11 protein-coding genes, 3 tRNA genes and 1 pseudogene are annotated in these 11,422 nt (G+C 64.4%); 11 read left to right on the top strand and 4 right to left on the bottom strand.

The annotated features are described in order from the left end of the window. The 4 genes and pseudogenes from DBR22_RS05475 to DBR22_RS05460 form a co-directional block, all read left to right on the top strand. Nucleotides 1-334: pseudogene (locus tag DBR22_RS05475) on the top strand (DNA primase); the annotation flags it as partial. Nucleotides 335-413: 79 nt separating this feature from the next. Continuing rightward, nucleotides 414-486: transfer RNA gene (locus DBR22_RS05470), tRNA-Asn, on the top strand. A gap of 125 nt (nt 487-611) precedes the next feature. Next, nucleotides 612-687, top strand: a tRNA-Asn gene (locus DBR22_RS05465). A gap of 198 nt (nt 688-885) precedes the next feature. Next, complete coding sequence (locus DBR22_RS05460; protein ID WP_108598144.1) at nt 886-2,082, top strand: FAD-dependent monooxygenase; 1,197 nt, start codon at nt 886-888, stop codon at nt 2,080-2,082. 32 nt (nt 2,083-2,114) lie between these two features. On the opposite strand, the gene DBR22_RS05455 is transcribed toward DBR22_RS05460, so the two are convergent. From DBR22_RS05455 to DBR22_RS05445, 3 genes are all read right to left on the bottom strand, one after another. After that, nucleotides 2,115-2,522 (bottom strand): hypothetical protein, encoded by a 408-nt coding sequence (locus DBR22_RS05455; RefSeq protein WP_108598143.1) that lies wholly within the window; start codon nt 2,520-2,522, stop codon nt 2,115-2,117. Nucleotides 2,523-2,684: 162 nt separating this feature from the next. Continuing rightward, nucleotides 2,685-2,864 carry a hypothetical protein gene (locus DBR22_RS05450; protein ID WP_108598142.1) on the bottom strand — a complete coding sequence of 60 codons (180 nt, stop codon included), beginning with the start codon at nt 2,862-2,864 and terminating at the stop codon, nt 2,685-2,687. A gap of 34 nt (nt 2,865-2,898) precedes the next feature. Next, nucleotides 2,899-4,152 carry a multidrug effflux MFS transporter gene (locus DBR22_RS05445; protein WP_181365040.1) on the bottom strand — a complete coding sequence of 418 codons (1,254 nt, stop codon included), beginning with the start codon at nt 4,150-4,152 and terminating at the stop codon, nt 2,899-2,901. A gap of 158 nt (nt 4,153-4,310) precedes the next feature. Here DBR22_RS05445 and DBR22_RS05440 point away from each other — a divergent pair, with 158 nt between their 5' ends. The 6 genes from DBR22_RS05440 (at nt 4,311) to DBR22_RS05415 (ending at nt 9,653) form a co-directional block, all read left to right on the top strand. Continuing rightward, on the top strand, nt 4,311-5,177 hold the full coding sequence (locus tag DBR22_RS05440; protein WP_108598141.1) for a phage holin family protein: 867 nt from the start codon (nt 4,311-4,313) through the stop codon (nt 5,175-5,177). Nucleotides 5,178-5,223: 46 nt separating this feature from the next. After that, a complete protein-coding gene (locus DBR22_RS05435; RefSeq protein ID WP_108598140.1) occupies nt 5,224-5,847 on the top strand; it encodes a CDP-alcohol phosphatidyltransferase family protein in 624 nt (207 codons plus the stop codon). Further along, a complete protein-coding gene (locus DBR22_RS05430; RefSeq protein ID WP_108598139.1) occupies nt 5,847-6,755 on the top strand; it encodes a DMT family transporter in 909 nt (302 codons plus the stop codon). The genes DBR22_RS05435 and DBR22_RS05430 overlap by 1 nt, the downstream gene beginning before the upstream one ends. A gap of 113 nt (nt 6,756-6,868) precedes the next feature. After that, nucleotides 6,869-8,065, top strand: coding sequence for a glycosyltransferase (locus DBR22_RS05425; RefSeq protein WP_108598138.1), 1,197 nt, complete (start codon nt 6,869-6,871; stop codon nt 8,063-8,065). Nucleotides 8,066-8,231: 166 nt separating this feature from the next. Further along, nucleotides 8,232-8,305 (top strand) — tRNA-Ile (locus DBR22_RS05420). 157 nt (nt 8,306-8,462) lie between these two features. Further along, entirely contained in the window at nt 8,463-9,653 is a 1,191-nt protein-coding gene (locus DBR22_RS05415) for an acyl-CoA dehydrogenase family protein (protein WP_108598137.1), read from the top strand. On the opposite strand, the gene DBR22_RS05410 is transcribed toward DBR22_RS05415, so the two are convergent. Further along, on the bottom strand, nt 9,639-10,232 hold the full coding sequence (locus tag DBR22_RS05410; protein WP_108598136.1) for a M23 family metallopeptidase: 594 nt from the start codon (nt 10,230-10,232) through the stop codon (nt 9,639-9,641). The two genes, DBR22_RS05415 and DBR22_RS05410, sit on opposite strands and share 15 nt — an antisense overlap. Before the next feature lie 406 nt (nt 10,233-10,638). Here DBR22_RS05410 and rpsB point away from each other — a divergent pair. Then, a partial coding sequence (rpsB, locus tag DBR22_RS05405; protein WP_108598145.1) for a 30S ribosomal protein S2 occupies nt 10,639-11,422 on the top strand: 784 nt, incomplete at its 3' end.

The following is an 11,422-nucleotide window of genomic DNA, read 5'->3' as shown; positions in this document are numbered from 1 at the left end:
GCATGACGCCATGCGGGCGTCCGGCCCGGGGCTGATCGGCGAGCCGGTGCGCTGGGTCGAACAGATCATGAACGAGGTCCCGGAACCGCTCCGTCCGCTCGTGTCCGAACTTGCCGTGGTGCCCTTGCCGGCAAGCACCGCCGAAGCCGTCCAGAAATATTGCCGGGACATCCTGTCGCGGCTCTTCGAGCTGCAGATTACCCGGGTGAAGGCGGACAAGATGGGCCAGCTGCAGCGGCTGGACGCCGCCGCGCATCCCGAAGATTACCAGCGTCTGAACCGCGAACTGATGATGCTGGAAATGGAACGCAGGGCACTGCGCTCGGACGCCTAGGCTGTTGGCACTGCGGTCCCGTGCCGTTGCCCGATTTCACTTCCCCGCGGGGTGTTTGCTAGGCTGATACCCGCTTCATTCCTCCTTAGCTCAATTGGCAGAGCATTCGACTGTTAATCGAAGGGTTGCTGGTTCAAGTCCAGCAGGAGGAGCGCACAATCCCCGTTCCGGTCCTCCGGAGCGGGGATTTTTCTATACCCGGGGAGGGTATGCCGCCCACCGCGTCTGCCGATTTCCCATAGCCGGGAAACCTTTGCTAATGTCATACCTGCTTCATTCCTCCTTAGCTCAATTGGCAGAGCATTCGACTGTTAATCGAAGGGTTGCTGGTTCAAGTCCAGCAGGAGGAGCCAAAGGCAAAAATCCCCGCCCTCCGTGTGAGGGCGGGGATTTTTGTTGTCCTCCCGGTGGGGAAGGCCAAAGCCGCTGAATGGCCGAAGGGCGCACCGCCTGAACCAGCACGGAAATCACACCTTCCGGTTGACGCGGGGCAGGTGCATGATGTGTCTACCGCCGCCGTTCGGGGCGTCAGGGGGATGCGGAGGCGCGCGATGACCGGGACGGCGCAACAGCGGGCAATCATCATTGGTGCCGGCATTGGCGGCCTCACGGCGGCGCTGGCCCTGGCAGGAAAAGGCTGGGACGTCCAGGTCATGGAACGGACTCCGGAGCTCAAGCCCGTCGGATATGCCCTGGCCATGGCGCCCAACGCCCAGAGAGCGCTGGATGCCATCCCTGGCGGCATCGTGGCAAAGATCCACGCACTCGCCGCGCTGCAAGGCGATGGAGGCATCAGGAACGCCCGGGGCGCCTGGTTGTCCCGCAATGACTCTGCCGTCGCCCTGGAGCGCTACGGGCATCCCTTCGTGGTGGTGCGGCGCGCTGAGCTCGTCGGGATGCTTCACTCGCTCCTGCCGCAAGGCTACCTTCGGCTCGGCACGGCGGCGACGGCCGTCAACGCCGACGACGGCGGCGTCACCCTGGATACCGGCGAGGTGCTGCGCGGCGACCTGGTGGTCGCAGCCGACGGAATACACTCCCGGACGCGCCCGGCGCTCTTTCCCGGGCACCCGGCGCCGGCGTTCGCCGGCCTGACAGCGTGGCAGGCCGTCATTGCGGCCGATGGTGTCGGCACCTACATCGGCACGACCTGGAGTTCAGGCGGCGAATTCGGCATGCTGCCGATGACGGATGGATGGCTGTACGTCTTCGCGGAGGCGGCAGTCGATGCGCCGATGCTCCGGGGTGGGCATGGCGATGAGAAAGCCGAACTGACGCGGCGCTTCGGGCACCTGTATGCACCGATCCCCGACGTCATCGCCCGGATCGACGGCTCATCGATCCTCCGCACGGACATCCATACAATGCGGGTGCCGCTGCCGTCCTTTCACGTGGGCAAGGTGGCTATCCTTGGCGACGCTGCCCATGCCATGGCACCCAACCTGGGACAGGGCGCGTGCCAGGCGATCGAGGACGCAGTGACGTTGGCCTACTGCGTCACCAGCGCCGGGACCGTAGGGGGCGGCCTGGCGGATTACACCGCCGCCAGGCTTCCGCGCACCTCACTCATGGTCCGCCGCTCGGAGGCACTGGCACGGCTCGCGACCGCCCGCCACCCGCTCGCGCGGGCGCTCCGGAACGGGTTGCTCCGCGCCATGGGACTCCTGGGCCCCTCAGCAGCGCTTCGCCAGGCCGATTTTGTGATGCGCTGGGATCACCCTGCGGTGTCCGGCACGCCGGCTTCCTAGGCCCTGCCAGACCACGCTGGAGTCCAGCCTGGCTAGACGAAGTCCATTTCCACCTGCAGGAACCGCTCTGCCTCGGCGATGGCGGCCTGGAAGGCTTCCTGTTCGGTGGGGGACTTGCGCGGCTCGCGCGGATGCCATTCGTGCGGTGCCGAGTGCACACGGGCGAAGCCGGAACCTGGCGGGGCGTAGAAGATGCCGAAGCGCTGAACCGGCCACTCGGCCGACGTTTCGGGTGCCACCAAAAGGGCCGCATTGAATGCGGGGTTGAACCACTGTGCGATGGGCCGGCGGCGGTCCACCGTGAACAGCCCGGCTGCGTAGAGTGCCGCGGACTGCTCGCCTGTCTGGGCGCACAACCGGTCCCACCACAAGGGCAGGATGCCGGAGTCGCAACGTTGCCATGTGGCCGGAAGCGGTGAGGAATACTGCCAGCTGGGCACGGAATTATTTTATCGCGGTAAGCGTCCCGGGCGGCAATGGCTGTGCCCCTTTGTCGGGTGCCTCCCCGGTCTGATGTCCCTTTGCCGCAGGCGCTCCCGACGCACTCTCGACGAAGCGTCTTTGCGCGGCGTCTCACCGCGCAGGCCCGGTCCGCCGCTGGGTCAGGGGCGGTTCCACGGGCCAGGGTTGACCCGGTACAGCAGGGCAGCGCCGGCCAGGGCGCCGAGGACAATCCCGATGGCGGCACTGCCGAACAACCGGCCGGCAAAATAGCCCGCGACGGCGCCCAGTACCGCCCCGAGGAAGAGGCCGCGGGGGTTGCGGTGCGGTTTGCGTTTCATCAGCTCACCTTCCAGACGGGCGAATCAGGGGGAGTCAGTGGATGGAGGGGACTGTGCGCGGCCTGACAATCAACCACAGGCCCGCAATGGCCACCAGGATGCAGGCAGCCTGTACCGCGCCCATGGGCGTTGAACTGGTGATCCCCAGCCAGCCCACCACCGGCGAGATCAGGCCGGCCATGAGGAACGTCGCGGCACCCAGGAGGGAAGCCGCCGTCCCGGCCTGGGCGCCGTGGCTGGCCAGGGCAAGGACCTGGACGCAGGGAAAGGTGAAGCCGGCCCCCATGATGTAGAACCACAGCGGAACCATGACTCCCCAGAGCCCCAGGCCGGCTTGGTCGAACGCTACGATCAGCAGGGCCATCAGGAACATCCAGGCGGTGGAACACGCAATGATCCACTGCGGCGGGACGCGCTTGATGAGCCGGGAGCTGATCTGGACGCCTGCCACGATGCCCAGCGAGTTAACACCGAAGAGCAGTCCGTACTGCTGCGGCGAGAACCCGAAAATGTCCTGGAACAGGAATGGCGATGCCGACAGATAGGTGAAGAGACCGGCAAAATTCATGCCGCCTACCAGCAGGAGGCCTACGAAGATCCGGTCCGTGAAAAGAACTTTGTAGCGCTGGCCCGCCGTCATTCCTGACTGGCCGCGTTTCTCCGGCGGCAACGTTTCCCGGACCAGGAATAGCGCGGCGATGATCACCACCGTGCCGTAACCGGCAAGGAACACAAAGATGCCGGGCCAGGGCATCACCAGCAGCAGCTGCGATCCGATGACCGGGGCCAGGATCGGTGCCAGTCCGTTCACCAGGGCCATGCGCGAGAACATCCGGACCATGGCGTAGCCGGCGAACAGGTCGCGCACCATGGCCATGGCCACCACTCCGCCGCCGGCCGCTCCAACGCCCATGAGGACACGGAAGAAGCCCAACGTGCCGATGTCGGTGGACATCGCCGCTCCCACAGAGGACGCGATGTGGACAGCCGTGGCAAGAATCAGCGGGAGCCGCCGGCCGAACTTGTCGCTGAACGGTCCCACCACGAGCTGGCCCAAGGCGAAACCCACCGTGGTGCCGGCCAGCGTCAACTGGACCTGCGCCTCGGTCACTCCCAGGCTCTCTTCAAGTGCGGGGAAGGCCGGCAGGTAAAGGTCGATGGTGAAGGGACCCAGGGCGGTGAGGGCACCGAGGAGGAGGATGTACAGGAGTTTCCGGCGACGGCTCAGGGAATCGCCCGGATTGGAGGGAATGGTCACGGAGATCAATCCTAGGCGCGGAACCGGCATCTTCACGGGGGTTGCAGGCGCGCCGCACGGCCAGCCCTGAAGTTTGCCCTGAACCTGAATGATAGTTTTGGGGCGGGACTGTGCCATCGCACGTTCCCGCAGGACCCGGAAGCCGAGCGACCAGGCCACAGACCATGCAACAAGTAAGGCGGTAACCGATGAGCGGACGTCACACTGGGCGGACCAGCCAGGGATTGCGGATCACCGCGCTTCCCAGAACGGTGAAATTACTCCTTCGCCTGGCTCCCCGCCAACTGAATGACGAGATCGCCTTCGCCAAGGTGGAGATCAAACGCAAGGGCATCCAGGTAGGAATCGCAGCGGCGTTCCTGGGCGTCGCCCTCGTCTTCCTGGCGTTTCTGCTGGTGGGACTGATCGTGGCCGCCATTATGGGCCTGGCCACCATCATGCCGGCCTGGCTGGCCGCCCTTCTGGTGTGCGCAGCCTTCCTGGTCATTGCCCTCATCGGCGCCCTGATCGGCGTGCAGAAATTCAAGAAGGCCATGCCGTTGGTGCCGGAGGAGACCATCCGCGGGATCAAATACGATCTGGGCATTGCCAAGGAGGGTTCGGACTTCAACGCCGCCCTTCTTGATCCGGACAGCCCGGAGGCCAAGGCCGCAAAGGCCGCCAAGGACGAGGCCGCGGCCAAGGCCAAGGCTGAGAAGGAAGCAAAGGCCGAGGAGCACAAGAAGGAATTCCCCCACGCGTCCGAGCCCGAGCTCCACCGCCGCCTGGAGCAACGCCGGCGCCATATCGCAGAAGTCCGCGACGAACTGGACTCCGAGCTCGACATCAAACCGCAGGTCAGGTTCCTCCTGGGTTCCGCCAAGGAAAAGCTGGGGGAGGGCCGTGCCGTGTTCGAGCACGGCCGGGAAACCGTCGGCCAGCAAGTCGGCCGCAAATTTGCTGCCTTCTCCGAATCCACGGAGGGTAATGAGCTCCGCTGGAAGCCGCTGGCGGCCCTCGCGGCCTCGGTGACGGTCCTGGTGGTCCTGCTCCGCAAGCTGCTCCGGAACCCATAACAGCAACCCGCGCGTTCACATTCAGTTGTAGGGAGGAGGGGACGGATTGAGGTTCATTGGCGCTGGCTCGCGTCCTGGCCGCCCCCAGGTCGATCACGACCGGGTCCTGACTGTCCCCAACGTCCTCACGGTGCTGCGCTTTATGGGTGTGCCGCTCTTCATCTGGCTGGTCCTCGCACAGAAGGAGTACGGCATCGCCGTTGTGGTGCTGGCGGTGATGGCCGGCAGCGACTGGGTTGACGGTTATGTGGCCCGGCGTTTCGACCAGGCCTCCAAGCTCGGCCGGGTCATGGATCCCATGGCTGACAGGCTCGCACTCATAGCGGTAGCGGTCACCCTGGTGATCGCCGGCGTCGTCCATTGGCTGTACCTCGCGGCACTCGTGGTGCCGGACGCCGTGCTGCTGGTGATGACCCTCTCCTACTTTCACGGCCATCCTGACCTGCCGGTGAGCCGGGTGGGCAAGATCCGTACCGGCCTGTTGCTGCTGGGCACACCCTTGCTCATCCTCTCGCGCCTGGACCACCCGTATACGGTGCCGCTCTACGTGGCTGCCTGGATCGTCCTCGGACTCGGACTCGTGGGCCACTGGATTGCCGCCTACAACTATTTTTGGGCCATCCTGCGCAAAGGCAGAATGCAGTCACAGCACGACGGCGGCACCACCTGATGGTTTGGGTGGCGGTTCTGCTGGCGGTACTTGGTGCATTCTGCCTGGCTTTAGGTGCCCAGAAACAAGGTAGCGCCGTGAAGGCTGACACAGGCGGCCTTGCCCTCAGTTCGAACGGCTTTCTCCGGCTGCTCCGCAACCCGCGATGGGTTCTGGGCCTGCTGCTGTTGTGCGTCGGGATGGGTATGAACGCCGTCGCGCTGGTGTCCGCTCCGCTGACAGTGGTGCAGCCGATCGGGGCGATAGCACTGGTCATCACCACGGTAGTCAATGCCCGTGATCAAGGCATCACCATCAACAGGGCAACCACGGTCTCCATCGCTGCCTGCGTGACAGGTTCGGCGCTGTTCGTCCTCCTCGCTGTCAACGTGACGCAGGAGAACCATCACGTGAGCATGGACGACGAACTCACTATCGTCCTCCTGCTGGCCCTGGCCGTCGGCGTGTTCGGCACCCTGGCCGTGATGTTCCGGCACCGGATGAGTGCGTTCGTGTACATCCTGGGCGCCGGGGTGCTGTTCGGCTTTGTCGCCGTGCTCACACGCATCATCGGCAAGCACCTGCTGGACCCGAACGGGCTGGTTCTGCTCAACGTCCAGTGGTACTCGGTGGTGGCCATAGCGGCGGCGGGCGGCCTGGGATCCTGGTTTGTGCAGAGCGCCTACTCCGGCGGCCCGCCGGACCTGGTCATCGCCGGCCTGACCGTCATTGATCCGATCGTGGGCATAGCCATCGGCATCGTCATCCTCGGCGAACTGCGCCCGGACGTCCACGCCGTGATGGCGATTGCCATGGCTACTGCTGCTTCGCTTGCTATCGTGGGGGTGATCGCCCTTTCAAGGCACCACCCCGAGGTCACCAAGCGCAAGAAAGACGCGCGGAAGGCGGCGGGCAGGGCGGCCCCATAGCCCATTTCCATCCACCAGCCGATTTTCCCTCAGCTGTCCGGCGCCACCGTACCGGCAGCCAACCGTGGCGCCCGGCGTCAGCTGCCGCCCCGTGACCTTCAGGAGCTCTCCACGTGACAACGCCCTCTGACCAGCCACCCCTGACCGTCCTGATTGCCGCGGATACCTATCCGCCCCACATCAACGGGGCCGCGCAGTTCAGCTACCGTCTGGCGAAGGGCATGACCGGCCGTGGCCACGATGTGCATGTGCTGGCCTGCCGCGCTGACAACGGCGCGAGCTTCACGGAATTCCGCTCCGAAGCCACGGTGCACCGTCTCCGCTCCCACGGGGTATGGACCCACGAGTACTTCCGCATCTGCTTTCCGTGGGAAATCAAAAAGGAGATCAGCCTCCTGTTCGATCGCGTGAAGCCTGATGTGGTGCACATCCAGAGCCACTACATGATCGGCGAACACGTCCTGTATGAAGCCGTGAAGCGCGGCGTCAGGATTGTGGCCACCAACCACTTCATGCCGGAGAACCTGAACCCGTTCCTGCCGTTCCCGCAGTGGTTCAAGGACATCATCGGCAAGATCTCCTGGAAGGACATGGGCAAAGTCATGGGCCAGGCCGACGTCGTGACCACGCCGACGCCGCTGGCCGCGAAGGCAATGCACCAGCACGCCTTCCTGCGCAAAGTCCTGCCGCTGTCCAACGGGATCGACTCCTCCGCCTACGAACTGCAGCCCGGCGAAGTCATCGAACCCCATCCTTCCCCCACAGTGTTGTTCGTGGGCCGCCTGGCCGAGGAGAAGCACGTCGACGTGCTCATCAACGCTGTGGCCAAAACCCCCGCAGAACTTAATGTCCATCTGGAAATTGTGGGCGGGGGCGAAGTCCGCGGCGCACTCGAAGCGGAGGCTGAACGGCTCGGCCTGGGCGAACGCGTGAAGTTCCTGGGCCTGGCCAGCGATGAAGACCTTCGGGAGGCCTACATCACGGCGGACCTGTTCTGCATGCCGGGCACCGCCGAACTGCAGTCCCTGGTGACCCTCGAAGCCATGTCTGCGTCCACGCCCGTCCTGCTCGCTGATGCCATGGCACTCCCGCATCTGGTGCGTGATGGCGAGAACGGCTACCTCTTTACCCCCAACGACAGTGACGACCTTGCCGAAAAGATCACCCGGATCCTTACCTTGCCGGCCGCTGACCGCGCGGCAATGGGCAAGGCCAGCCGCCGGTTGGTGGAGCCACACAGCATTGAGGGCACGTTGCAGACCTTCGAGGACCTCTACCGGGGCGCCAAATTCGAAGACAAGGTTCTCTGACACCGCCGCCGGCCTGGCAATGTGGACAGCGACCCTGCCCTGACGTCGGGACCGCGGACCGGCCGGCCTATGGCCGGGCCTGGTCCGAAGGCACGCTGCGGTTTGCTAGAGTGTTTTTGCCCTGCTGAAGCCGAAGTCCTCCATGGATCAGGCCGGCGGTGCGCAAGGGGCTATAGCTCAGCTGGTTAGAGCGCGGGACTCATAATCCTAAGGTCCTCGGTTCAAGTCCGAGTAGCCCTACCCAAGTTCAAAAGCACCGTGGAACCGCGGCCGGCGTCATTGCCGGCCGCGGTTTCTTTCGTTAATGTCGGATCTGCGGTATGTTACTGACCAGTAACTTACCGCTGCCGCTGCGCGCCGACGCGTTTGCGCCTGCTGACCTTTGCGAGGGAACCCCATGTCCAAAGCTTCTGTTGACATCAACAACCTTCCATACGCCGATGGTGACTTCTTCGCCTTCGAACAGCTCCTCACCGGGAAGGAACAGGACCGCCTCGCCGAAGTCCGCGAATTCCTCACCCGTGAAGTCCGGCCGATCGCCGTGGACTGCTGGAACCGCGGGGAATTCCCGATGGACCTCATTCCCAAACTCGCCGAAATTGACCTGGTGAGCCCCGTGCGGCGGCAGGGCTACTCGAATCTCTTTGCCGGGCTGATCCACGCTGAGGCCACGCGCGCAGATACGTCCATCGCCACGTTCCTGGGCGTTCACGACGGACTTTTCACCGGCTCCATCGAAGCGCTGGCCTCGCAGGAACAGCAGGATGCCTGGCTCCCCGATATCTATTCGCTCAAAAAGATCGGCGCCTTCGGACTCACCGAACCCCTGGGTGGCTCCGACGTGGCCGGCGGAACCCGCACCACTGCACAGCGCGACGGCGACACCTGGGTCCTTAACGGAGCCAAGCGGTGGATCGGCAACGCCACATTCTCCGACTGGGTGGTCATCTACGCCCGTGACCTCGCCGACAACCAGGTCAAAGGCTTCATGGTGGACACCTCCCTCCCCGGTTTCAGTGCCACCAAGATCGAAAACAAGATCTCCTTGCGCACTGTCCAGAACGCCGACATTGTCCTGGAGAACGTGGTGGTTCCCGACTTCTTCAAACTGGCCGGCGCCAACAGCTTCCGGGACACCAACAAGGTCCTCAAGGTCACGCGGCTCGCTGTTGCCTGGCAGGCAGTCGGCCAGCAGTTGGCGGCGTTCGATGTGGCCCGCCGTTACGCCGTGGAACGCCACCAGTTCGGCCGGCCGCTGGCATCCTTCCAGTTGGTCCAAAGCCAGTTGGTGCAGATCCTGGGTAACGCTGTCAGCTCCATGGGCATGATGGTCCGGCTTTCCCAGCTCGAGGATGCCGGCCAGGCCAAGGATGAGCAGTCCGCCCTGGCCAAGGCATTCACCACCGCCCGGATGCGCGAAAGCGTCGCCATCGGTCGCAGCCTGCTGGGTGGCAACGGCATTGTGACCGACTTCGAGATGGCCAAGATCTTCGCGGATGCCGAAGCGATCTACTCCTACGAGGGGACCCATGAGGTCAACACACTCGTGACAGGGCGTGCCATTACCGGGATCTCAGCCATCGTCTAGTGCCCTGAACCGAGCGGGCGTCACCGGCAGGAGGATGGACGGGCGCAGATCCGTCACGAAGTCCAGGGGATTGACGTAGGCGTCGCCCCGCCTGACCCCCCAGTGGACGCAGGGGAGTGAGCCGCAATGGCCGGGCTTGAGCATGCCGACGGTTTCGCCTTTGGCCACCACATCCCCGGCCGTCAGGGTACTCTCCACAGGCTCGAAGCTGCTGCGGAGCCCGTCCCCATGATCAATCGTGATGACGGGGCGGTCCACCACCACTCCCACGAAGCTGACAGTACCGGCCTCCGGGGAGGCAACCGGAACGCCGTCGTGCGTTGCCTCAAGGTCAACGCCGCGATGGCCGCTCATCCACGGCTTGTCCGGTGGATCGAAGGCGCGCAGCACCGCCGGTCTGGGGGAAAGCGGCCAGACCCAGGACGCGTGTGGAGCCGCCGCCTGGGTCGCCGCAGCCTGGGGCGTTGGGTACTGAATCCCGGCCGACGGCGGTGAGCCCGTCTGCGGGGCGGCCGCCTGCGGAACCGCTGCGGCGGCGGGCAATACCAGCACTGCGGCGAGGAGGAATGCGGCTTTCATGTCCCCAGCATTCCGGGTCCCGGCAGGGGGCAACAGGGACCGTTCAGGCCATGTGGAAAACCCCTGCCCTGGGCAGATTGGCTGTCCGGTGGTGAGGGGCTCCTGTAGTACACTTGGTGGAGCAGTTTGCTGTGCCCTCAACGCTTCAGCGTCAGCACGCCTCATTCAGGAGTGCGGGGGAGCAGCAGCTGACTACGCGCATCCAGCCCTCCACATGTCGAAGCCCTGGCTTCCTGTGCGGAGGATTGTGCCTCTTGCGGTCACGGCCTCACGGTCCTGATGAGAGGTGCAAGGGATGCCAGGAGCACGGCCCGGCTTGGGCCACGCTAAAACAACCGTCAACTATTGGCAGGGTAAGAGGGCCTCACGGCTTTCTCATGAATGACCTGCCGGAAGGAGCGCCGGCATGCCCGTCGTAACTATGCGCCAGCTGCTTGACAGCGGCGTCCACTTTGGACACCAGACCCGCCGTTGGAACCCGAAGATGAAGCGATTCATCTTCACGGAGCGCAACGGCATCTACATCATTGACCTTCAGCAGTCACTGTCCTACATCGACCGTGCCTACGAGTTCGTGAAGGCCACCGTTGCACACGGCGGCACCGTTCTCTTCGTCGGCACCAAGAAGCAGGCCCAGGAAGCAATTGCTGAGCAGGCCACCCGCGTGGGCCAGCCCTACGTGAACCAGCGCTGGCTCGGCGGTATGCTGACCAACTTCCAGACCGTTTCCAAGCGCATCCAGCGCATGAAGGAACTGGAAGAGATCGACTTCGACGACGTCGCCGGTTCCGCTTACACCAAGAAAGAGCTGCTGCTCCTTCGCCGTGAACTCACCAAGCTGGAAACCAACCTTGGCGGTATCCGCAACCTGACCAAGGCACCCTCCGTGCTCTGGATCGTGGACACCAAGAAGGAACACCTCGCCGTTGACGAAGCCAAGAAGCTCAACATCCCCGTTGTAGCCATCCTGGACACGAACTGCGATCCTGACGAAGTCGACTTCCCGATCCCGGGCAACGACGACGCCATCCGCTCCGTGAACCTGCTGACCCGCGTTGTCGCGGACGCCGTTGCTGAGGGCCTCATCGCCCGCAACCAGCGTGCAACCGGCACCACCGAGGCTCCGGAAGAGCCGCTGGCCGAGTGGGAGCGCGAACTCCTCGAGGGCAGCAAGGCTGAAGAGGCTGCTC

The organism is Arthrobacter sp. HMWF013 (genome assembly GCF_003061105.1).
Lineage (GTDB): Bacteria > Actinomycetota > Actinomycetes > Actinomycetales > Micrococcaceae > Arthrobacter.
The sequence above is the reverse complement of the archived record's forward strand: the minus strand, read 5'-3'. Positions and strand labels throughout refer to the sequence as shown.